General features: G+C 63.3%; 19 protein-coding genes. 16 read left to right on the top strand and 3 right to left on the bottom strand.

What is annotated here, in order from left to right; all coding sequences use genetic code 11:
- Positions 1-100: 100 nt before the first annotated feature.
- The 6 genes from KO538_RS27160 (at position 101) to KO538_RS27135 (ending at position 7445) form a co-directional block, all read left to right on the top strand.
- Positions 101-1501 carry an L-cystine transporter gene (locus tag KO538_RS27160; protein ID WP_219330219.1) on the top strand — a complete coding sequence of 467 codons (1401 nt, stop codon included), beginning with the start codon at positions 101-103 and terminating at the stop codon, positions 1499-1501.
- Positions 1502-1581: 80 nt separating this feature from the next.
- On the top strand, positions 1582-2346 hold the full coding sequence (locus tag KO538_RS27155) for a histidine phosphatase family protein (RefSeq protein WP_070300876.1): 765 nt from the start codon (positions 1582-1584) through the stop codon (positions 2344-2346).
- A 20-nt stretch (positions 2347-2366) separates the two neighbouring features.
- The gene (locus KO538_RS27150) at positions 2367-3245 is read left to right on the top strand and encodes an NAD(P)H-hydrate dehydratase (protein ID WP_219330218.1); all 879 of its coding nucleotides are present in this window, start codon (positions 2367-2369) and stop codon (positions 3243-3245) included.
- 112 nt (positions 3246-3357) lie between these two features.
- Positions 3358-5871, top strand: a complete 2514-nt coding sequence (locus tag KO538_RS27145; RefSeq protein ID WP_257620613.1) for a TonB-dependent siderophore receptor — start codon at positions 3358-3360, stop codon at positions 5869-5871.
- Between the two features lie 17 nt (positions 5872-5888).
- Positions 5889-6812: an S-adenosyl-l-methionine hydroxide adenosyltransferase family protein gene (locus tag KO538_RS27140; protein ID WP_219330217.1), complete on the top strand. Its 924-nt coding sequence runs from the start codon at positions 5889-5891 to the stop codon at positions 6810-6812.
- Between the two features lie 237 nt (positions 6813-7049).
- Positions 7050-7445, top strand: a complete 396-nt coding sequence (locus KO538_RS27135; RefSeq protein WP_219330216.1) for a hypothetical protein — start codon at positions 7050-7052, stop codon at positions 7443-7445.
- Positions 7446-7523: 78 nt separating this feature from the next.
- On the opposite strand, the gene KO538_RS27130 is transcribed toward KO538_RS27135, so the two are convergent.
- From KO538_RS27130 to KO538_RS27120, 3 genes are all read right to left on the bottom strand, one after another.
- Positions 7524-10745, bottom strand: coding sequence for an efflux RND transporter permease subunit (locus tag KO538_RS27130; RefSeq protein ID WP_219330215.1), 3222 nt, complete (start codon positions 10743-10745; stop codon positions 7524-7526).
- A gap of 3 nt (positions 10746-10748) precedes the next feature.
- The gene (locus KO538_RS27125; protein ID WP_219330214.1) at positions 10749-11921 is read right to left on the bottom strand and encodes an efflux RND transporter periplasmic adaptor subunit; all 1173 of its coding nucleotides are present in this window, start codon (positions 11919-11921) and stop codon (positions 10749-10751) included.
- A 239-nt stretch (positions 11922-12160) separates the two neighbouring features.
- Positions 12161-12586, bottom strand: a complete 426-nt coding sequence (locus tag KO538_RS27120; RefSeq protein ID WP_219330213.1) for a divergent PAP2 family protein — start codon at positions 12584-12586, stop codon at positions 12161-12163.
- Between the two features lie 247 nt (positions 12587-12833).
- Here KO538_RS27120 and KO538_RS27115 point away from each other — a divergent pair, with 247 nt between their 5' ends.
- The 10 genes from KO538_RS27115 to KO538_RS27070 all read left to right on the top strand — a co-directional run bounded on the left by KO538_RS27115 (position 12834) and on the right by KO538_RS27070 (position 22106).
- Positions 12834-13916: a DUF475 domain-containing protein gene (locus KO538_RS27115; protein ID WP_219330212.1), complete on the top strand. Its 1083-nt coding sequence runs from the start codon at positions 12834-12836 to the stop codon at positions 13914-13916.
- 100 nt (positions 13917-14016) lie between these two features.
- The gene (locus KO538_RS27110) at positions 14017-14592 is read left to right on the top strand and encodes a TerD family protein (protein ID WP_034759261.1); all 576 of its coding nucleotides are present in this window, start codon (positions 14017-14019) and stop codon (positions 14590-14592) included.
- A 64-nt stretch (positions 14593-14656) separates the two neighbouring features.
- Entirely contained in the window at positions 14657-15373 is a 717-nt protein-coding gene (locus KO538_RS27105) for a TIGR00266 family protein (protein WP_034759265.1), read from the top strand.
- A gap of 95 nt (positions 15374-15468) precedes the next feature.
- Positions 15469-16506, top strand: a complete 1038-nt coding sequence (locus KO538_RS27100; RefSeq protein WP_219330211.1) for an ATP-grasp domain-containing protein — start codon at positions 15469-15471, stop codon at positions 16504-16506.
- A complete protein-coding gene (locus KO538_RS27095) occupies positions 16503-17660 on the top strand; it encodes a phosphoribosyltransferase domain-containing protein (RefSeq protein WP_072456304.1) in 1158 nt (385 codons plus the stop codon). Before KO538_RS27100 ends, KO538_RS27095 begins: the two co-directional genes overlap by 4 nt.
- Positions 17638-18390, top strand: a complete 753-nt coding sequence (locus KO538_RS27090; protein ID WP_070300863.1) for an HAD family hydrolase — start codon at positions 17638-17640, stop codon at positions 18388-18390. Before KO538_RS27095 ends, KO538_RS27090 begins: the two co-directional genes overlap by 23 nt.
- Positions 18387-19493 carry a cysteine protease StiP family protein gene (locus KO538_RS27085; RefSeq protein WP_219330210.1) on the top strand — a complete coding sequence of 369 codons (1107 nt, stop codon included), beginning with the start codon at positions 18387-18389 and terminating at the stop codon, positions 19491-19493. Before KO538_RS27090 ends, KO538_RS27085 begins: the two co-directional genes overlap by 4 nt.
- On the top strand, positions 19486-20472 hold the full coding sequence (locus KO538_RS27080; protein WP_034759282.1) for an HpcH/HpaI aldolase/citrate lyase family protein: 987 nt from the start codon (positions 19486-19488) through the stop codon (positions 20470-20472). The genes KO538_RS27085 and KO538_RS27080 overlap by 8 nt, the downstream gene beginning before the upstream one ends.
- Positions 20469-21707, top strand: coding sequence for a TerD family protein (locus tag KO538_RS27075; protein WP_219330209.1), 1239 nt, complete (start codon positions 20469-20471; stop codon positions 21705-21707). Before KO538_RS27080 ends, KO538_RS27075 begins: the two co-directional genes overlap by 4 nt.
- A gap of 24 nt (positions 21708-21731) precedes the next feature.
- Complete coding sequence (locus KO538_RS27070) at positions 21732-22106, top strand: hypothetical protein (RefSeq protein ID WP_034759290.1); 375 nt, start codon at positions 21732-21734, stop codon at positions 22104-22106.
- Positions 22107-22237 lie beyond the last annotated feature (131 nt).

Below are 22237 nucleotides of genomic sequence, written 5' to 3'. Positions count from 1 at the left end.
CAGTGCTTGCCCTTCCGCCCCGGGCTGGGGCAGCTGTCAGTTGTAGTACTGTTTTATGTGCTCCGTGCAGTCTCGAATAAAACCAAGATAAGGCCCCTTCATGGCAATTAACATCATCCTGAACCTGCTCGTTGCGTTGCTCGTCTTCGCTTTCATGTTCCACCAGCAACGCAAACACGCGACGTTTACCGTGCGCGTCTTCACGGGCCTGGGCCTGGGCGTGCTGCTCGGCGCGGCCGTGCAGTGGCTGTACGGCGCCGGCTCGCCCATCATCGCCGGCACCAATGAATACATGGACATCGTCGGCAGCGGCTACGTCAAACTGCTGCAGATGATCATCATGCCGCTGATCATGGTGTCCATCATTTCCGCCATCCTGAAACTCAAGGACGCGAGCTCGCTGGGCAAGATCAGCGCGCTGACCATCGGCACCCTGCTCATCACCACGACCATCGCCGCCGCGCTGGGCATCCTGATGGCCAAGCTGTTCGGCCTGACGGCTGTCGGCCTGACGTCGAGCGCCGCCGAAGTGGCGCGGGGCATGCAGCTGCAAGGCTCGCTGGAAACGGCGAAAGCCCTGTCCCTGCCGAAACTGCTGGTCAGCTTCGTGCCGACCAACCCCTTCCTCGACATGACGGGCGCGCGCAAGACGTCGACCATCGCCGTGGTCGTGTTCTCGATCTTCATCGGCATCTCGGCCACAGGCATCGCGGCGAAAAAGCCGGAAATCTTTGCCTCGTTCGAGAACTTCATGAAAGTGGCGCACGCCATCGTCATGCGCATGGTCACCTTGGTGCTGCGCCTGACGCCGTACGGCGTGTTCGCGCTGATGTTTGAAGTGGTGGCCTCGTCGAGCTACACGGACATCTTGAAACTGATCAACTTCGTCGTTGCCTCGTACAGCGCGCTGATATTGATGTTCCTCGTGCACCTGGCCATCATCGCCGGCGTGGGCCTGAACCCGCTGCGCTTCGTGAAAAAAGTCTTCCCCGTGCTGGCCTTCGCGTTCACGTCGCGCACCAGCGCCGGTTCCATCCCGATGAGCGTGCAGACGCAAACCCAGCGCCTGGGCACGCCGGAAGGCATCGCCAACTTCGCCGCCTCGTTCGGCTCGACCATCGGCCAGAACGGCTGCGCCGGCATCTATCCCGCCATGCTGGCTGTGATGATCGCCCCGACCGTCGGCGTCGATCCCTTCACGATCAGCTTCCTGCTGCCCTTGCTGGCCATCATCACCATCGGTTCCGTCGGCGTGGCCGGCGTGGGCGGCGGCGCCACGTTTGCCGCGCTGATCGTGCTGTCGGCCATGGACTTGCCCGTCGCGCTGGCCGGCTTGCTGATCTCCGTCGAACCGCTGATCGACATGGGCCGCACGGCCCTGAACGTGAGCGGCTCGATCACGGCCGGCACAGTCACCAGCCGGGTCATGGGACAGACCGACCTGGCCGTCTACAACAGCGACGATGCGCCGGACCTCGATGAAGCGGAACACGCCGCCTAAGCAGCTCTCCAGCGGCGCGCCGCGCCTTGCCGCTTTCCTCTATATTTATCAACAATAAATACGGAGGAAGGCGCAAGGCGATGGAACAGAAATGGCCGCAGCAAATCTGGATCGTGCGTCACGGCCAAAGTGCCGGCAACGTGGCGCGCGATGCCGCCGAAGCGGAAAAACAGTTGTTGATCGCCATCGCCGAGCGCGATGTCGACGTCCCCCTCTCCGAGCTTGGCACGCGCCAGGCGCAAGCCCTGGGCGACTGGTTCGCCACCCTTCCCCCTGAACAACAACCGACCGTCGTGCTGTATTCGCCGTACGTGCGGGCGCAGCAGACGGCGCAAGCCGTGCTGGCGCGCATCGATGCGGACAGCTTGAACTCCGTGGTGGCCGACGAGCGCCTGCGCGAAAAGGAATTCGGCATCCTCGACCGCCTGACCGTGCACGGCATCGCCAGCAAGTACCCGGAACTGCACGAGCAGCGCCAGCACGTCGGCAAGTTTTACTTCCGTCCGCCGGGCGGCGAAAGCTGGTGCGACGTCATCCTGCGCCTGCGCAGCGTGCTCGACACCATCACCCGCGAATACCGGGGCGAACGGGTGCTGATCGTCGGCCATCAGGTCATCGTCAATTGCTTCCGCTACCTGCTCGAGCGCTGCGACGAGCAAGCCATCCTGGCCATCGACAAGGCGGCTGACGTGCCCAACTGCGGCGTCACTTCCTATGCTTTCAATCCCGCCCTGGGCAAGCACGGCAAGCTGCAGCTGGACCTGTGCAACTTCGTCGCGCCACTGGAAGAATCGGGTACACCTGTCACGGCCCAGCCCGACATGCCGGCCGCGCCCAAGTCCTAGTTTTTTTTCGGAGACCATGCATGGACACTACCGACATCACCGCTACCCTGCTGCGCTCCTGGCCCCTGCCCATGCCGAAGCCCGACGGCGACAAGGAAGTGCGCGGCCATCTGCTGATCGTCGCCGGCTCGGCCGAGATGCCGGGTGCCATCGTGCTGGCCGCCACGGCCGCCCTGCGCGCGGGCGCAGGCAAGCTGACCCTGGCGACGGGTGCGTCGGTGGCGGCGCAGGTAGCCATCGCCATGCCCGAGGCGCGGGTCATCGGCCTGGACGAAACGGCGCAAGGCGGCTTCCGGCACGAGGCGCAACACCAGCTGGCACCGCTGGCCGGCAAGGTCGATGCCGTGCTCGTCGGGCCAGGCATGTGCGACACGGCCGCCAGCTGCGAGCTGATGCGTCACCTGCTGCCCCTGTTTGCGAATAGCCGTCTGATTCTTGACGCCTGCGCCATGCAGGTCGTGCGCAAGCCCGCGCACTTTCGCTTCGACCAGCCCGTCCTGCTGACGCCGCACGCGGGCGAGCTGGCCCAACTGCTGGGCCTGTCCAAAGACGCCGTGCTGGCCGACCCGCATGCCTGCGCCACAGACGCGGCGCGGCGCTGGAACGCCATCGTCGCCCTGAAAGGCGCGCTGACCGTCATCGCCATGCCCGATGGCACGACCTGGACGCATGCGGGCGGCAATATCGGCCTGGCCATTTCCGGCTCCGGCGACACCCTGGCCGGCATCATCACGGGCCTGGCCGCGCGAGGCGCGCCGCTGGAGCAGGCGTGCGCCTGGGGCATCGCCCTGCATGCGCTGGCGGGCGAACAGCTGGCCCTGCGCTTCGGCATCCTCGGCTACCTGGCGCGCGAAATCCCGGCCGAGATTCCAGCGCTGCTGCGCAATCTGGCGGCATAAAAACAACAGCATAAGCATATCCAGAAAGAATCGTTAGCGCCGGCGGGCGCCTCCCTTAAGCTCATTGCAACTGTTTCCATACGAACACTAATCGAGCCCAAAGGACACCGCCTTGTATCCGCGCCATTCAACCGCCTCCCCATCCCTTCCCGCCACGCCGCTGCGCGCCATCGTGCTGGCCTGCGCCATGCTGGGCACCGCGCCCGCCTGGGCACAGGACGCGCAAACCAGCACCAGCACAGGCAACGCCGCTGAAACGGCCAGCGCCAGCATCGACCAGGTCACCGTCGTCGGTTCGCGCGCGCGCAACCGCACCGTGTTCGACAGCAGCGTGCCCATCGACCGATTCGGCGCGCGCGAAGTGAGCAATGCGCTGTCGACGGGCGACGTGGGCGCGGCCCTGCAAAACCTGTCGCCGTCGATCAACTTCCCCCGCATCGAGTCAAGCGGCGCGTCGGACTCCGTGCGCGGCATCCAGTTGCGGGGACTGGCGCCCGACCAGGTGCTGGTGCTGATCAACGGCAAGCGCCGCCACACGAGCGCCGTGCTCGACACGGAAAGCAGCTTTGCCGGCACCGTGCCGGTGGACATCAATGCGATTCCGCCCAACGCCATCGACCATATCGAAATCCTGCGCGACGGCGCCGGCGCCCAGTACGGCAGCGATGCCGTGGCGGGCGTGATCAACATCGTGCTGAAAAAGGCGCGCACGGGCGGCTCCGCTTCCGTCAGCTACGGCGCCAACCACACGCATTTCGAGCCGACCGACCAAACCCTGACGGATGGCCAGACCGTCATCGTCAACGCCGACTATGGCGTGCCGCTGGGCGAGGCGGGATTCTTCCGCTTCGGCGCGGAAACGCGGCGCCGCTCGCCCACGGAACGGGCCGGCCCCAGCGACGCGGGCTGGACGTCCTACAACTTTACGCCGGCCGACCAGGCGCTCGACGGCAAGGTCGTGTTCAAGTCCGGCGACTCGCGCCAGCGCAACAACTATTTGTTCTACAACACCCAGCTCACCCTGGCCAACGGCCTGGACCTGTACTCGTTTGCCACCCTCAACGAGCGCAAGTCCGACGGCAGCGCCTACTTCCGCTATCCGGGCGACCCGTCGAACGTATTGGCCCTGTATCCGAACGGCTACCGCCCCGTCACCAACGGCGACAAGCGCGACCTCAGCATCGTGGCCGGCGTACGCGGCAGCGCGGGCGAATGGAACTGGGACGCCAGCGCGCGCCACGGCAGCGACCGCTTTGACTACGGCGTGAGCCACTCCGTCAACGCCTCGCTGGGCGCGGCCAGCCCCACGCGCTTCAGCCTGGCCGGCTTCGATTTCCGCCAGAATGCCTTGAACGTCGATGCCACGCGGACCATCGGCATCGGCTTGCCCGCCCCCTTGAGCGTGGCCGTGGGCGCGGAATGGATGCGCGAGACCTACACCAGCTCGGCCGGCGACCCTGCCTCGTATGCGGCCGGCAGCTTCACGGACGCGCCGCCGGGCGCGCAAGCGGGACCGGGCTTGCGCCCATCGGACGCCTACGATGGCAGCCGCCAGATCCGCTCCGTGTATGCGGACGTGGAAAGCGACCTCACGCCGCGCCTGCTGGTGGGCGCCGCCGCCCGCTACTCGCACTACAGCGACTTCGGCAGCGCCAGCACGGGCAAGCTGTCCACGCGCTACAAAGTGACGGACAATTTCCTCGTGCGCGGCTCGCTGTCGAACAGCTTCCGCGCACCGGCCCTCGTACAGACGGGCTTCCGCTTTGCCACGCTGAACTTCAACGCCGATGGCACGGCCCTGCAAACGGCGGCCCTGCTGCCGGCCAGCGACCCGCTGGCGCGCAGCTTCGGCGCGCAACAGCTGAAACCTGAAAAATCGACCAACGTCTCGCTGGGCCTGGCCTGGAAACCGGCCGCCGCCACCAGCGTGACGGTGGACGCCTACGTGATCCGCATCCGCGACCGCATCACACGCTCGAGCGACTTGCAAAGCGACGCCGTCACGGCCTACCTGGGCGCGAATGGCCGCAGCGACATCCAGTCCGTCGCCTACCTGGCCAATCTGCTCGACACCGCTACCCGCGGCCTGGACGTGGTGCTGAACCACGACCTGGTGTTCACGTCAGGCAAACTGAACCTGAACGCGGCGCTGAACCTGAACAAGACCAGCCTCGACAAGGTGCGCCAGAGTTCCGCTGCGCTGGCCAATATCGATCCGAGTCTGACCCTGCTGACGGAGACGAGTTTGTTCCGCATCAAACATGCGTCCCCCAACAGCAAATTGATCCTCGGCGCCGACTGGCAGGCAGCCGGCTGGGGCGTGCAGGCGCGCGCCACGCGCTTTGGCGAGCTGAAAGATTTTTCGTACGACAACGATGCGCCCCTGATCGACGGCATCCCCGCACAGCGCTTCGGCGCCGTCTGGTCGCTGGACCTGGAAGGCCAGCTGAAACTGAGCAAGCAGCTGACCTTGAGCGTGGGTGGCAACAACATCCTCGACCGCTATCCGCAGCGCGTGCGGGAAACGAATAACGCCACGTATGGCGGCGCCCTGCCCTACAATTTCATCAACCCCATCGGCGTCAACGGCGCGTACTTTTACGCCAAGCTGAACTACACCTTCTAACGCCACGGAAAGAACCCATGATCATCAAGAAAATATCCCACCTCGTCGCTGGCGCCTGCCTGAGCGCCCTCATGCTGTCCGCCGCCCAGGCCGCCACGCCGCTGGTGCTGATGACGGACTTCGGCACGGCCGATGGCGCCGTGTCCGCCATGCATGGCGTGGCCTATGGCGTCGATCCCCAGCTGACCATCTCGGACCTGACGCACCAGATTCCCGATTACGACATCTGGCTGGGCGCCTACCGTTTGTACCAGACGGCCAATTACTGGCCGCAAGGCACGGTGTTCGTGTCCGTCATCGACCCGGGCGTGGGTACGGCGCGCAAGTCGGTGGTGCTGAAAACCAAGGGCGGCCGCTATTTCGTGGGGCCGGACAACGGCCTGTTCACCCTGATTGCAGAGCGCGACGGCGTGGCCGAACTGCGCGAAATCGATGAAAAGGTCAACCGCCTGGCGGGCTCCGCCGAGTCCTACACCTTCCATGGCCGCGACGTGTACGCTTATGTCGGTGCGCGCCTGGCCTCGGGTGCCATCCGCTATGAACAGGTGGGCCCGCAATTACCGAGCGAATCCGTGGTCAAGATCGCGTATCAAAAACCGGTACGCGACGGCAATACCATCCGCGGCATCGTGCCCGTGCTCGACGTCAAGTATGGCAACGTGTGGACGAATATCCCGAAATCGCTGCTCGACGAATTGCAGGTCAAACTGCACGATCCGCTGCAAGTGCGCATCCTGCACAAGGGCAAGCAAGTGGCCAAGGTGACGGCGCCGTTCGAGCACACGTTTGGCGGCGTGGCCAAGGGCAAGCCCCTCGTCTACCTGAACAGCCTGCTCGACGTGGCCGTGGCCATCAGCCAGGGTGACTTTGCCGCAAAACACCACGTCGAGTCGGGCGTGGATTGGGAAGTGGAAGTGAGCAAGATTTCTCCGTCGAAATAAGCATGGTCCACGGCCAGGGCACACAGTCCTGGCCGTTTCAAATTTTGCTACTGCAAGTTTGCGCTACGTCAAACCGAACGCTCTCCGCGCGCCCACAACGCCGCTCATTTGTAATTGTGGTGAACCTGCGCCCACCTGCCTACTCTAAATTTTGCAAACGATGCCAGCCTTGTTCCAGATGCGCGATCTGGCAAGGCATGCTTTTCCACGACAGCATTCCACTGAAAAGGAACAATCATGACGGCTCCACTCCTGACCACCAGCAAGCTCGTTCTCGGTAGCGCCATCGTCTGTGCGCTGCTGGGCGGATGCAACAAACGTAACGACACCGACACTGGCACCGGTGCCACCACATCGCCGAACACGACGAACCCGGCAACCGCACCCGGCACCAGCGGAACAAGCGGGACCAGCGGCACATCGGGCACCACCACGCCGGATACCACGACACCCGGCATGACGCCGGGGACGACACCAGGCACGACCAATCCCGATGGCACGACCACGCCGCCAACCACGCAACCCAACGGCACCACGCCGGGCACGGGAACCGGCACCGGAGGTACGGGCACAGGTACGGGTACAGGTACGGGTACAGGTACGGGTACCACCACGCCGCCGCGCAGCAGTTAAGCGCAGGCAAAAAAAGAGCCTTCCGCAGAAGGCTCTTGCAATACCACGGCGCAGCGAAAGCTGCGCCTTGGCCCGGTATTACTTTTGCAGGCTGACCGGCGCCGCTTTCGGTGTGCGGCGTCCCATCAGGAACAGCACGGTCTTCTTCAGCATGCGGTAGACGAAGCGCACCATCAGCAGGGTCAGCACGCACTCGAGCAAGGTCAGGATCATGGCCACGGCCACAGGCATGCGCGCGGCGCGGCGGTGGAACTTGGCCACGGCGCCATCGCGGGCGATCTCGATGCTGTCATAGAAGGTCGGCACGACCAGCAGGGTCAGAATCGTCGAGGTGATGGTGCCGCCGATGATGGCGATCGCCAATGGACGGTAGAACTCGCCGCCCTCGCCCAGGCCCAGCGCCACGGGGAACATGCCGGCGATCAGCGCAAACGTCGTCATCAGGATCGGGCGCAGACGCATGCGGCCCGCATACATCAGCGCGTCTTCGCGGCCATGGCCCTCTTCCTCGCGCTTGCGCGCCGCATCGAGCAACAGGATGGCGTTCTTGGCGACCAGGCCCATCAGCATGATGATGCCGATAAAGCTCATCAGGTTGAGGGTGTTGTTGGTGATCACCAGCGCCACCACCACGCCGATCAAACTGAGCGGCAAGGACATCATCACGGCCACCGGCGCCGTGAAAGAACCAAACTGCATCACCAGGATCAAATACATCAGGCCGATACCCATCACCAGCGCGATCAGCATTTCCGTGAACAGCTCTTGCTGGTCCTGGCCCGCGCCACCGAGCGCCAGGCCGTAGCCGGGCGGGAAGTCGATGGAGTTGGCCAGCTTCATGGCGTCGCTCGTCACTTCGCCATTCGAGCGGCCTTGCGCATTGGCCGACACGGTGATCGTGCGCTTGCCATTCTTGTGCTCGATGCCGGACGGACCCTTGCCCATGGTAATGGTGGCGATCTGGTCGAGCGGCACCATTTGCGACGTGCCCGTCACGCTGATCGGCAGGCGCTCGATGTTTTCCGATGCCACGCGGTCGTCGGGATGCAGGCGCACGGCCACGTCGCGCGTCTCGCCCGTCGGATCGACCCAGTCGCCCACTTCCACGCCAGCAAACGCCACGCGCAACGATTGTGCCGCGTCATTGACGGAAATGCCCATCGAGTTGGCCAAGCCACGGTTGAGCTCGATCTGCAGCTCGTTCTTCGGATCCTGCTCGGACAAGCCCACGTCGACGGCGCCAGGAATGGCGCGCAGCTTGTCCATGTAAGCGTTGGTAATTTCCATCAGTTTGCGCGAATCCGGGCCCGTGAATTCCACCTGGATCGGCTTTTGCGAACCGTTGCTCAAGTCATCCTGCACCACGTATTCGGCACCCACCAGACGCGACATTTTCTCCCGCAGCTCGACCGCGATTTCCTTGGCCGAACGCTTGCGGGTGTTGCGCTTGCCGATGTCGACATACACTCGTCCGCCGCCTGCGGTGATGGAGCTGTTGGTATCCTTGGTTTCAGGCAAGGTGCGCGCCAATACGGCCGCCGCTTCCAGTTTCAGACGCGAATACTCGATGCTGCTCGACGATGGCGTGCGCACATTGATCATCAAGTTGCCCGAATCGGATGCTGGCAAGAAACTCGTGCCGCCATGCGTCGCGTGCAGGACAATGGCGCCCACCAGACTGCCGAAGGCGATGACGGCCATCCAGCGGCGGTGATGCAGGGCCCAGGCGATCACGCGGCCATAGCGGTCGGCCTGATGGTCGAACCAATGGTTGAATTTATCGAGCACGCGGCCGATGCCTTTTTTCGGCGCCGAGTGTTCCTCGACCGGGTCGCCCCAGTAGGCCGACAGCATCGGGTCGAGCGTAAACGAGATGCCCAGGCTGACGAGCACCGAGCACGTCACCGTCAAGGCAAACGGGCGGAACCATTCGCCGGAGATACCGGGCATGAAAGCCACGGGGATGAAGACGGCGATGATGGAGAACGTCGTGGCGGCCACGGCCATGCCGATCTCGGCCGTGCCTTCCAGCGCGGCCGTGCGGCGGTCCTTGCCCATTTGCATGTGGCGCACGATGTTTTCCCGCACGACGATGGCGTCATCGATCAGCACGCCGATGGCCAGCGACAGGCCCAGCAAGGTCATGAAGTTCAGGGTAAAGCCGCACAGCCACACGGCGATGAAGGCGGCAATCACGGATGTTGGCAGGCTCAGCGCCGTGATCAGGGTCGAACGCCACGAGTTCAAAAAGGCGTAGACGACGAAAATCGTCAGCACGGCACCCAGCACCAGCGATTCGATCACGTTGTTCAGGCTATGCTGGGCGTTTTCGCCGCCGTCGCGCGTCACTTGCAGCAAGGTCCCCTTCGGCAAGGTCTTGTTGATTTCCGCCACCATGTCGCGGATCTTGTTGGCCACGCTGACGGTGGACGCGTCGCGCACGCGGGTGATGGAAATGCCCACGTTGGGCTTGCCGCTGCGCATGCTCAGGCTGTTGACTTCGGCAAAACCATCTTCGATGGTGGCCACTTGCGCCAGGCGCACGATTTCCTCGCCACGGCGCTTGATCACGACTTTCTCGAAGTCGCTTGGCGACTCGATGCGACCCACGAGGCGGATGCTTTTCTCGTCCAGAATACCGCGCACCTTGCCCACGGGGGCGTTCGTGTTCTGGTTGCGCAAGGCAGTCACGACGTCGCTGACGGACACATTGTATTCACGCAATTTTTCCGCCCGCAGCAGCACGGACAATTCGCGCTTGAGCGAACCGCCCACGTTGACCAGCGCCACGCCATCGACGGTACGGAAGCGGTCCGACAGCACGTCTTCGGCCAGGCGCGAAATTTCCGCATGGCTTTGCGAATTCGACGAGAGCGCCAGTTGCATGATCGGCTCGGCGGCGGGGTCGATGCGCTGCAAGATAGGCTCGCGCATTTCCGTCGGCAACTTGTAGCGCACGGCGGCAATCGCATTGCGGATATTGTCGGACGCTTCGATCAAATTGGTGTTGAAGGAAAACTTCAGGAAGATGCTGGCCGAACCTTCATTCGAATCGCTGTTGACTTCGGTCACGCCGGAAATGCTTTGTAGCGACTTTTCCAGGCGGTTCACCACTTCGCGCTCGACCGTGTCGGGCGAGGCGCCAGGGTAAGGAATGCTGACGACGATGAAGGGTACTTCGACGTCCGGGTTCTGATTGACGCGCAGTTTCTTGAGCGCCAGCAAGCCGACGCACATCATCGCCAGGATCAGCACGATGGTGGCCGTGGGCCGCTTGATACTGAAATCGGAAAGGAACATGGCTTAGTTTCCTTTACCGACAACGGCGGCGCTGCTGCTGGCCACGGCGGCGGCGGGTACAACTTTTCCGGCCGTCAATTCCACTTTCTGCCCATCCTTGAAGGTCGAACCTGGCGTGCGCAGCACGGTGTCGCCGCTGGCCAGGCCGCTTTGCACTTCCCACTGGCCCGTGCGCACGTCGCGCGCGCCGATACGCAAGTTGACCTTATGCAAGGCCTTGTCCTTGACCTTCCACGTATACGTGACGTCGCCCGCCTTCACCAGAGCCGAATCGGGGATCATCAGCGCACTGACGGTTTCCGTCTCGATGCGCCCTTCCGCGTACAGGCCCGCCACGCGCGGCTGTTCCTTGTCGTTGAAATCGACGAGCACGGCCACCTGGCGCGTGACGGCGTTGGCGGCAGGGTCGACACGGCGCACCTTGCCCGCGAAATCCTGGCCCGGATAACCATTGATGCGGAACAGCACGGGCTGGCCCACCTTGACGACGCCGATCTTGTCGGCCGACACCAGGCCTTCGAGGCGCATGCTGGTCGGATCGATGACCTTGATCAATTCCTTGCCGATTTGCGCCGTATCGCCATTCGATACCTTGCGCTCGCTCACGATGCCGTCGAACGGCGCACGCACGAGGGTGCGCTGCAGTTGCTGGCGGGCTTGGGCAGCGCGGCTCTTCGCAGCGGACAAATCGCTTTGCGCATTGTTACGGCGGATTTCCGCGTCTTCCAGCGCCTGCGTGGACGTCATGCCCGAGGCGCGCAGGGTTTTCATGCGCTGGAACATGCGTTCGGACTGTTCCAGCACCTGGCTCGAGGCGCGGCTCGCTTCTTCCGCCGAATTGAGGCTGTCGCGAATGGCCGTTTCATCCAGGCGCACGAGCACGTCGCCCCGTTTGACGATTTCGCCGTTTTCCTTCAGCACCTGGATCACCACGGCCGACACTTCGGCGCGCAAGTCCGCGTTGCGCTCGGGCTGCACGGAACCGGTGATGACGGGTCCCGATGCCAGCGCATTGCTCTGGATGGTCAGCATGTCTTCCGGGGACACCAGGAGATTGACGGCGGCGCCCGCCTGTTCCTTGCCATCCTTGCCGCCTTTGCCGGGATCTTTGGACTCTTTGCCACAAGCGGCCAAGGCAGAAGCGATTGCCAGAACAAACAGGGTTTTGCGCAACATGGGTAATTCTCCGGATAGATAGCGCCACGGCCGTCCCGGCGGCCCGGATAGGGCTGCAGGTGATAGCAGGCATATATTTTTATTAAAACCACAAGCGCCAAAGTATCCATGAGTGCGTCTGGGCATGTCAATCGGCCGTTTCCTGTAATGCTTTATTCAATGGATGAAACGTAGTTTTTACGCCCTGAAACGCAAAACCCCGCCTTGAAGCGGGGTTTTGCGTTTCAGGAAAAGCGAACTTAGCGGGCAAACACGGTGTTGATCAGGAAACCGATGGCCACGCCCGTGCACAGGCCGCCGGCGATTTCCACCAGGGTATGGCCCATGCGCTCGCGCAAGGTCTTGTGCGCAGGACTGGCCGCTTCGCCGGCCAGGCGGTTGATGGCGGCTGCCTGCTTGCCCACGTGCTGGCGCAGGCTGTTGGCGTCAATGATGACGATGAAGGCCAAGGTCACGGCCACGCCGAAGGCGGGATGACCGATGCCTTCGCGCAAGGCGATCAGCGTGGCCATGCTGGACACGACGGCGCTATGGTTGCTGGGAAAGCCGCCATTGCCGACCAGGCCGAACGCCCATTGCCGCGTGCGGACACTGTTGATCAGAAATTTGATCGGTCCAACCAGGATCCAGGTGATCAGGGGCGTGACGAGGTAAGCGATATCCACGGGGTATTCCTTCTTATATATATGTAGAGAGTGTGTCAGGGGCTGCGGCAGCCAGACAGGCGCGCCGCAATTATCGCAGATCATCCGCGCCAGCAGAACTGTCCTTCGCCAGGCCATAAAAACGCCGCCGGCGGCGGCGATCATATAAAATCATGGCATATACAACAATTGACGTATATCAACACTGAGTGCGGCGCGCACAGCGGCGCGGATAATCAAACGTCTTCATACTTGCAACGGGGTCCTCATGCGGCATTTCAGAATTTCCTTTTTAGTCACTTTTATCCTGATGGCGGTGTCGGGCTGGTGGGGTTACAGCCATGGCGGCATGGCCGGCATGATCCAGGCACTGTGGATCACGGGCGTGCTGGGCATCATGGAAGTGTCGCTGTCATTCGACAATGCTGTGGTGAATGCCTCGGTCTTGCGCCACTGGAATGAGTTCTGGCAAAAACTCTTCTTGACGGTCGGTATCCTCGTGGCCGTCTTCGGCATGCGGCTGCTGTTCCCGCTCGTCATCGTATCGGTGGCCACGGGCCTGGGCCTGGTCGACGTGTGGACCATGGCCACCACGACGCCGGACGTGTATGCCAAGCACCTGACAGACAACCATGCGCAAGTGGCGGCCTTCGGCGGCGCTTTCCTGCTGCTGGTCTTCCTGAACTTCCTGTTCGACGACGAGAAGGAATTGCACTGGCTGGGCTGGGCCGAGGAAAAAGTCAACGCGCTGGGCACCGAAAGCCTGGCCGTGCTGATCACCATGGGCGCCGTGGCGGCCTGCGTGGCGATGGGTCCCGTGGACGAAAAATACAGCGTGCTCGCTTCGGGCATCGTCGGCATCGCCGTCTACATCGGCGTGAACTGGATCAGCGGCTTGCTGGAAGAAGGCGAACCGGACTTGCAGGACGATGATGAGGAAGGCGCGGCGCCGGCCAAAAACGGCAATGGCGAACTGGTAAAAACGGTGGCACGCGGCAGCATCGGCGGCTTTCTGTACCTGGAAGTGCTGGACGCCTCGTTCAGCTTTGACGGCGTGATCGGCGCCTTTGCCATCACCAACGACGTCGTCATCATCATGCTGGGCCTGGCCATCGGCGCCATGTTCGTGCGCTCGATGACGGTCTTCCTCGTGCACAAGGGTACCTTGGACGAATTCGTCTACCTCGAGCACGGCGCCCATTATGCGATCGGCATCCTCGCCTTGATCATGCTGGCGTCCGTCAAGTACCATATTCCGGAGTGGTTCACGGGCCTGTCGGGCGTGGCCTTCATCCTCGTCTCGCTGTGGTCATCGCTGCGTTATCGCAAACGGCACGCTGCGGAAGCTTGAAATCGGGGGTTTCACCCCCAGTTGAAAGAGTAATGGCACGAGCGCCTGGCGCTCATCCCATGAAGGCATGTTTGAGTCAATTATTGAAAAGGAGCACCATATGGCAATCAGTTTGCAAAAAGGCGGCAACGTCAACCTGAGCAAGGAAGCACCGAACCTGAAGAAGATCATCGTCGGCCTCGGCTGGGATCCTCGTTCGACGGACGGCGCCACCTTCGACCTTGACGGTAGTGCTTTCCTCCTGAAAAGCGACGGCAAAGTCCGTGGCGACTCTGACTTCATCTTCTACAACAACCTGAAGTCGACCGACGGCTCCGTCGTCCACACGGGCGACAACACCACGGGCGAAGGCGAAGGCGACGATGAGCGCATCGAAATCGACCTGTCGCGCGTGCCGGCCGACATCGACCGCATCAGCGTCACCGTCACCATTCACGATGCCGACGCGCGCCGCCAGAACTTCGGCATGGTCTCGAAAGCCTTCATCCGTTGCCTGAACGCGGAAGGCGAAAAAGAAATCGCCCGCTACGACCTGTCCGAAGACAGCTCGACGGAAACGGCGATGATCTTTGGCGAAATCTACCGCTACAACGGCGAATGGAAGTTCAAGGCGATCGGCCAGGGCTTCAATGGCGGCCTGGGCCCCCTCGCCCGTTCGTTCGGCGTCAACGCTTGATTTTTTCATGAGCTAAACGCAGCCGCCTGAATATCATCAGGCGGCTTTTTTTTGGAGATTTATCATGCCAGTATTTAGTGTCACGGGCGACGTCGATCCATTCCTGCACGTCAGCATGAAGCAGGGCGAAACCATCTATTGCGAATCCGATGCGATGGTGATGATGGAGACGGCGCTGGACTTGAAAGGCAAAATGACGGGCGGCTTGGGCAGCGCCATCATGCGCCGCTTCGCGAATGGAGAATCGTTCTTCCAGCAGCACATCGAAGCGGTGCGCGGCAGCGGCGACTGCCTGCTCTCGCCCACCCTGCCTGGCGCCATCGAAGTGGTCGACGTGGGCGCGCGCCAGTACCTGCTCAACGACGGCGCCTTTGTCGCCGCCACTTCGGGCACGGAAATGAAGGTGCGCACGCAAAGCATCGGCAACGCCTTGTTCGCCCAGTCGGGCGGCTTCTTCGTCATGGAGACGGCCGGCACGGGACAAGTCGTGGTGTCGGGCTTCGGCTCCATGTTCCAGCTCGACGTCGAGCCGGGCAAGGATGTCGTGATCGACAATTCCCACGTGGTCTGCTGGGACAGCAGCCTGAAATATGAGATTTCCGTGACCACGGGCGGCGGCGCGAGCGGCGGCGGTATCGGCGGCTTCCTCGGCAATATCGTCAACAGCGTGACCAGCGGCGAAGGCATCGTGCTGCGCTTTTCCGGCTCGGGCAAGGTCTTCATCTGCTCGCGCAACCGCGACGCGTTCCTGAAGTGGACGGCGTCGGGCAAAGCCGGCTGATTTCCTCCCTCTAAGGCCAGGTTAAGTCTGGTCGTTTAGAATCCCCGCGCGCGCACCTGCGCGCGGCTTCCCCTATTTCCACCCGGTCCCCGTACATGCAAAGAGTCTGGTTCAACAAAACATTTTCCTCGGTCGGCACGGCCATGCGTCTGATCCGCGAGGCCGACGTGGCCGCCACTGGCGGCGCGCCCCGCTATCACATCGTGTGCAGCAATACGAACGCGCACGCGGCCGCCTTCCTGTCGGCCCACGAATACGCGGTCGAACCGTCGGGCCTCACGGGCCTCAATTATGTCGAGTGGTGCCTGGAATTTTGCCGCGAGCGGGGCATCACGATTTTCTGGCCCGGCAAGGAAGCGGGCCTGATCGGCAGCGCCAGCGCGCGCTTCGCCGCCATCGGCACGCGCGTGCTCAGCGTGGCCAGTGAAGACACCCTGACCCTGATGCATGACAAGGCGCGCTTCTGCGACGGCCTCGATCTGCCGATGGCGCGCCCGGCCGACTACCGCGCCGTGACGACCATCGCCGAATACGACGCCGCCTACGCCGAACTGCGCCCGCTGCATCGCAAGCTGTGCATCAAGCCGTCCGAATCCGTGTATGCGCTGGGCTTTGCCATTCTCGATGAAGAGCGCACCAGCGCCCAGCTGCTGCTGGCCGGCGCGGCCTACCAGATCAATGCGCAGGAGTTGCGCACAGGCCTGGCGCAGATGGCATCGTTCAAGACACTGCTGCTGATGGAATACCTCGATGGCCACGAATACAGCGCCGACTGCGTCGCCGACCAGGGCAAGCTCATTTGCGCCGTCCCGCGCAAGAAGCTGCATGGTGGCGGCAGCGGCCAGCTGATCGAACTGCGCGACGACCTGCTGGCGGCTTGCGAGAAACTGGCGCACGACTACCGCCTGAATGGCGTCTTCAACATCCAGTTCCGCGAAGGCGCGAATGGCCTGGCGCTGCTGGAGATCAACCCACGCATGTCGGGCGGCATCGGCATGGCTTGCGCGGCCGGCCCCAACCTGCCCTACCTCGCGCTGGCCGGTTTCGACCAGGGCTTTGACAAGCTCACCGTGCCCGCCGTCCAGGAAGGCATGCGCGTGGGCGAAGCCGCCTACGCCGTGGAGCTGCCATGAACATCGTCAAGCAGCAGATGCCCACGGGCGAGCTGACCTTGACAGTGGACGAGGCGCGCTTTCCGCTGGACTGGCTGATCGGCTTTGCCGCGCGCGCCAACGCCAAGCGGGGCTTCCTGTTCCTGTCCAAGGTGCTGGGCAAGCACTGGCCCGTCACGCCGCGCGCCATGCAAACCATCCACGACGACCTGGCCGCGCAGATTCCTCCCAGCCTGCCCGGTCCCGTCGTCTTCATCGCCATGGCGGAAACGGCCGTCGGCCTGGGCCAGGGCGTGTTCGAGGCATGGCTGCGCGCCAATCCGAATGGCAAGGCCCTGTTCTTGCACAGCTCGCGCTACCGCGTGGGCACGGTGCCCTTCTTCGAATTCGAGGAATCGCACAGCCACGCGCCGCGCCAGTTCCTGCATTTATCGGACGCGGCCAGCGCCCTGTTTTCCACGGCGCGCAGCCTGGTACTGATCGACGATGAAGCGTCGACCGGCAACACCTTCGCCAACCTGGTGCAAGTGTGCCGCGCGCGTTACCCGCAGCTGGAAAAACTGCACCTGGGCGTCATTACCAATTTCATGGGCCAGGCCGCCAACGCGGGCTTGAGCGAGCGTTTCGGCCTGCCCACCAGCATCGGCGCGGCGCTCTCCGGCCAGTATGCATTCCAGGCCGGCGATGCGCCGGCGCCGGTGGCGGCCAGCGCGCAGCGCTTCGAGGCGAATGCGGAACGGGGCGCCAGCCCCGCGTTCGGCCGCATCGGCGTGGGCCGCGCCCTGGCGCCGCCGCAAGGCCTGGCCGTGCAGCTGGCGCAGGAAATCGGCGCCGGCGACTCCGTGCTCGTGCTGGGCACGGGCGAATTCATGCACCCGTCGTTTTTGCTGGCGCGCGAACTCGAAGCGCTGGGCAAGAACGTCGTGGTGCAGTCGACCACGCGCTCGCCGATCCTGTCGTGGGGTTCCGTCGGCCACATCGTCAACTGCGACGACAATTACGGCGAAGGCATCGCCAACTACCTGTACAACGTGGCGCCTGGCCAGTACCAGCACGTTTTCATCTGCCATGAAACCCCGGCCAGCCCGGCCCTCATGCAACTCGCCGGCCAGTTGAACGGCCGCCTGTTCCACTTTCAGTCAGAGACCAAAATTGAAGAAATTCCTGTTTGTTGATCTGGACGACACACTGTTCCAGACCCCGAAAAAATGCCCGGGCGAGACCGACCTGCAAGCGGCCGCCTATTTGAAAAATGGCGACGCCTGTTCATTTACGACGGCGCGCCAGCGCGCCTTCTTTGAATTCGCGCAAAGCGGCATGACCCTGATTCCCGCCACGGCCAGGAATGGCGACGCCTTCCGCCGCGTCGACCTGCCGTTTACCAGCTACAGCGTGCTCGATTACGGCGGCATCGTGCTGCAGCCGGGCGGCGCGCTCGATGCGGGCTGGCTGGCCCTGATGCAGGACGACATGCAGACGGCCCTGCCCGGCCTGCGGGACGCCATGCGCATCATCGACGATTTCCAGGCCAAGGCGGGCATGCCTTCGCGCGCGCGCCTGATCGAAGACTACAACACGCCGTTCTACATCGTCGTCAAGGACCATGAAGCGCGCGGCGAACGCCTGGCCGACATCGAAGAGCAGGTGCTGCAGCAGTGGATCGCGAGCGAAGGTTCCGATTACTTCATCCACCGAAACGGCAACAACCTGGCCGTGTTGCCGAAGACCTTGAACAAGGCGCGCGCCGTCGCCTACCTGCGCGCGGAACTGGAAGCCGAACACGGCCCCATCGTCAGCTTCGGCATGGGCGACAGCCGTTCGGACGCGCGCTTCATGGCCGCCTGCGACTACGCCATCATCCCCAACGGCACCCAGCTGGCGGCACTCACGGTGGCGGCGCTATGACCGAAGGCACGCAGCATTTCAGCGGCAGCTACCGCCAGGAAGACGTGGAATTTCTGCTCACGCCGATGGCGCTCGAACCGATACGCGACCTGGCCGAAAAAGAGCGCTTGATCCAGTCGGGCCAGCGCCACTACAGCGAAATGCTGTCGCCGGAATCCCTGCCTTCGCCCGCCTACCTGGCCCTGTTCCAGAGCGCGTTTGCGGCCAACCGCCTGCAGATGGCGCGCGACTGCCTGCGCCTGGCCGCGCTGATCGCGGCGCGCCGCACGGGTTCCATCACCCTGGTGTCGCTGGCGCGCGCCGGCACGCCCGTGGGCGTCATCCTGGGTCACTTGCTGCGCCAGGTATTCCAGCGCGAATGCAGCCATTATTCCGTCTCCATCATCCGCGACCGCGGCATCGATGCGAACGCCCTGCAGCACATCCTGGCGCAGGGCCATGCGGCCGACTCCCTCGTCTTCGTTGACGGCTGGACGGGCAAGGGCGTGATTTCGCGCGAACTGCGCCAGACGGTCAATGACTTCAATGCCGCGCATGGCACGGCGATCGATGGCGGCCTGTTCGTGCTGTCCGACCTGGCCGGCACGGCCGCCTGCGCCGCCTCGGCCAGCGACTATCTGATCCCGTCGAGCATTCTGAACGCCACCGTCTCGGGGCTCGTCAGCCGCTCCGTGCTCAACGAAGCCATCGGCCCGGACGACTTCCACGGCTGCGTGTACTACGCGCAGTTCGAGCAGCACGACCAGTCGCGCGCTTTCGCCGACGGCCTGGTGACCGACGCCGTGGCAATTGCCGCCAGCAGCGGCATCCCGCTGGCCGAAGCGAGCGATGCGCCAGCCATGGCGGCCCGCTCGCAAGCCTACATGGCCGCCGCGCAGCAAGCATACGGCATCAGCGACATCAACCTGATCAAGCCCGGCATCGGCGAAGCGACGCGCGTGCTGCTGCGCCGCGTGCCCGAGCGCCTGATCGTGCGCGACACGAATGCGCCGGACGTGGCACATTTGCTGCTTCTGGCGCAGGAAAAAGCCATACCCGTCACAGTAGAACCGGCGCTGCCTTACCAGGCGGTCGCCCTTATCAGGAGCGCAGTCGATGGATAACAACTCCCTACACCCACAAAGCGAGCATAAAGCGGCGCTCGGCGCCTCCATGTATGTGCCGACCACGCACAAGGACTTGCTGGCGATCGCCAATGGCGACAAATTCAGCCATTTGCGCTCGGTGATCCTTTGCACCGAAGACGCCATCGCGGAACGCGACCTCAGTTACGCGCTGTTCAATCTGTCGCTGGCGCTGCAGAACATGTGCGACGAATCGGACACCTTGCGCTTCGTGCGCGTGCGCAATCTCGACGTGCTGGCACGCGTGCTGGCCATGCCCGGTGCCGACAAATTGAGCGGCTTCGTGCTGCCGAAATCCACGCGCAGCAATTTCAACGCGTATTTCGAGCTGGTGCGCCACACGCACCATCTGCTGATGCCGACCCTGGAAACGGCGGAAGTGTTCGACGACGAGGAAATGAAGCAGTTCCGCATCATCCTGTCCGCGCCCGAAGTGCGGCGCCGCATCCTGGCCCTGCGCATCGGCGGCAACGATCTGCTGGCCCTGCTGGGACTGCGCCGCCCCACCAGCGGCACCATCTACCAGACGCCGCTGGGCCAGGTCATCGGCCGCCTGGTGACGATCTTCAAGCCGCACGGCTTCCAGCTGACGGCGCCCGTCTTCGAGCACCTGTCGCAGGGCAGCTGGCTGGACGCGGAAGTGGCGCAGGACATGGCGCACGGCATGATCGCCAAGACGGCCATCCACCCGGACCAGGTGCCGCAGATCGAACGCCACTACCAGGTGGCGCAGTCGGACATCGAACTGGCGCTGCGCATCATCGACCCGGACAGCCCGGCCGTGTTCCGCATGCAGGAATCGATGTGCGAAGTGGCGACCCATTCCAGCTGGGCGCTGCGCATCATCGAGCAGGCGCGCCTGTTCGGCATCCGCCATGCGGCCGATGGCGCCGCCGCGCACCATCCGACTACCTCATTGACTCAACTCTCAAGCGACGAAGGGATTGCACGACCATGACCAATTTCACACGCGGACAAAAAGGCAAACTGGCGGACCTGGGCTTGAATGGCCCGTTTGCCGTCACGCTCGATATCGTTTCGGGTTCGATGGAAGTGGACGTCAGCTGCTTCGGCGTCGATGCGGCCGGCAAGCTGTCGGACGACCGCTACATGGTGTTCTACAACCAGAAAAGCGCGCCGGACAACGCCGTCACGGTGGAGCTGAACGGTCCCCGCTCCACCTTCCAGGTCGACCTTTCCCGCCTGCCCGCCTCGATCGACAAGCTGGTATTCACGGCGGCGACGGAACAGGGCAGCATGCGCGCGCTGGGCAACTCCAGCATGGCGCTGGGCCAGGCGGCCACGTTTGCCTTCACGGGCAATGACTTCCAAGACGAGAAAGCCGTGATCATCGGCGAACTGTATCGCCGCGACGGCAGCTGGCGCTTCGGCGCCGTGGGCCAGGGTTTCGCGGGTGGCCTGGCGGCGCTGCTGAAGCACTTTGGCGGCAGCGAGGCCGCTTCGTCTTCCCCTGAGCCGGCTCCAGTCCCCACGCCAGCGGCCCCGCCGCCGGCAAATAAGATCTCGCTGTCGAAAATCCGCCTGGAAAAGCGCGGCGACAAGATCTCGCTCGACAAGCGCGACAGCGACGGCTATGGCCGCATCAAGGTGAACCTGAACTGGAACCAGAATGCGTCGCAAGGCCAGGCGCCCGCATCGAAACTGGACACGGGCTTCCTCGGCAAGCTGTTCAACAAGCCGGCTGGCCGTTCGGGCGGCATCGACCTCGATATCGGCTGCCTGTTTGAAATGAGCAATGGCAGCAAAAGCGCCGTGCAGGCGCTGGGCAACAGCTGGGGCGCCTACGACCGTCCGCCCTACATCCACCTGGAAGGCGACGACCGCACGGGCAGCATCAGCAGCGGTGAAAACATCTTCATCAACGGCACCCATTTCGACCAGATCAAGCGCGTGCTCGTCTACGCCTTCATCTACGAAGGCGTGCCGAACTGGGCCGCCACGGATGGCGTCGTGACGATCGAGATTCCCGGCCAGCCCACAGTGGAAGTGCGCCTCGACAGCGACAGCCAGCACGCCATGTGCGCCATCGCCATGCTGGAAAACCACGGCGGCAACCTGCAGGTGACAAAATTGGTGGAATACTTCGGCGGCCAAGGTAAAATCACGGCGCACCAGGCCATGGACGAACGCTACAATTTCGGCCTGAACTGGAAAGCCGGCCGCAAGGACTGATCCTTTTACCTAGACAACCCAACCATGACCCCTACGACCAAAAAAGTCACCTTCGCCTTTGCCATCTTCCTCGTGGCCGGCTTCCTGCTGCTGGCAGCCTACACGTGGATGGCCCTCAGCTTCTCGTACTCGGAAGGCGAACGGGCGGGCTACCTGCAGAAGTTCTCCAAGCGGGGCTGGATCTGCAAGACATGGGAGGGGGAATTGCTGCTGACGGCGCTGCCGGGCACCATCCCGGAAAAATTCCAGTTCAGCGTGCGCGATGAAGACGTGGCGAAGCAATTGACGGCCGCCGCCGGCAAGCGCATCCTCGTCACCTACAGCCAGCACAAGGGCGTGCCCACGCAATGCTTCGGCGAGACGGAATATTTTGCCGATAAAGTCGTATTGAGCCAGTAATACCGTAATTTCGCAGCATCGCGCCGGCCGGCCCTTCCAGGCCGGCGCCTCCCTCACGCCTCATCGCTGGCGCGCCTCACACATTCTCACTTTCTTATACACTTGTGATGAGTTCTGGCCAGTACAGTCCA

The organism is Janthinobacterium sp. NKUCC08_JDC, assembly GCF_019345575.1.
GTDB classification, from domain to species: Bacteria; Pseudomonadota; Gammaproteobacteria; order Burkholderiales; family Burkholderiaceae_D; genus Janthinobacterium; species Janthinobacterium aestuarii.
The sequence above is the reverse complement of the archived record's forward strand: the minus strand, read 5'-3'. Positions and strand labels throughout refer to the sequence as shown.

Coding starts and splice junctions, on each gene's coding strand:
- KO538_RS27075 (WP_219330209.1), top strand. CDS start 20,469: ATGACCAATTTCACACGCGGACAAAAAGGCAAACTGGCGGACCTGGGC.
- KO538_RS27130 (WP_219330215.1), bottom strand. CDS start 10,745: ATGTTCCTTTCCGATTTCAGTATCAAGCGGCCCACGGCCACCATCGTG.
- KO538_RS27125 (WP_219330214.1), bottom strand. CDS start 11,921: ATGTTGCGCAAAACCCTGTTTGTTCTGGCAATCGCTTCTGCCTTGGCC.
- KO538_RS27140 (WP_219330217.1), top strand. CDS start 5,889: ATGATCATCAAGAAAATATCCCACCTCGTCGCTGGCGCCTGCCTGAGC.
- KO538_RS27070 (WP_034759290.1), top strand. CDS start 21,732: ATGACCCCTACGACCAAAAAAGTCACCTTCGCCTTTGCCATCTTCCTC.
- KO538_RS27105 (WP_034759265.1), top strand. CDS start 14,657: ATGCCAGTATTTAGTGTCACGGGCGACGTCGATCCATTCCTGCACGTC.
- KO538_RS27115 (WP_219330212.1), top strand. CDS start 12,834: ATGCGGCATTTCAGAATTTCCTTTTTAGTCACTTTTATCCTGATGGCG.
- KO538_RS27085 (WP_219330210.1), top strand. CDS start 18,387: ATGACCGAAGGCACGCAGCATTTCAGCGGCAGCTACCGCCAGGAAGAC.
- KO538_RS27155 (WP_070300876.1), top strand. CDS start 1,582: ATGGAACAGAAATGGCCGCAGCAAATCTGGATCGTGCGTCACGGCCAA.
- KO538_RS27110 (WP_034759261.1), top strand. CDS start 14,017: ATGGCAATCAGTTTGCAAAAAGGCGGCAACGTCAACCTGAGCAAGGAA.
- KO538_RS27080 (WP_034759282.1), top strand. CDS start 19,486: ATGGATAACAACTCCCTACACCCACAAAGCGAGCATAAAGCGGCGCTC.
- KO538_RS27095 (WP_072456304.1), top strand. CDS start 16,503: ATGAACATCGTCAAGCAGCAGATGCCCACGGGCGAGCTGACCTTGACA.
- KO538_RS27135 (WP_219330216.1), top strand. CDS start 7,050: ATGACGGCTCCACTCCTGACCACCAGCAAGCTCGTTCTCGGTAGCGCC.
- KO538_RS27150 (WP_219330218.1), top strand. CDS start 2,367: ATGGACACTACCGACATCACCGCTACCCTGCTGCGCTCCTGGCCCCTG.
- KO538_RS27160 (WP_219330219.1), top strand. CDS start 101: ATGGCAATTAACATCATCCTGAACCTGCTCGTTGCGTTGCTCGTCTTC.
- KO538_RS27100 (WP_219330211.1), top strand. CDS start 15,469: ATGCAAAGAGTCTGGTTCAACAAAACATTTTCCTCGGTCGGCACGGCC.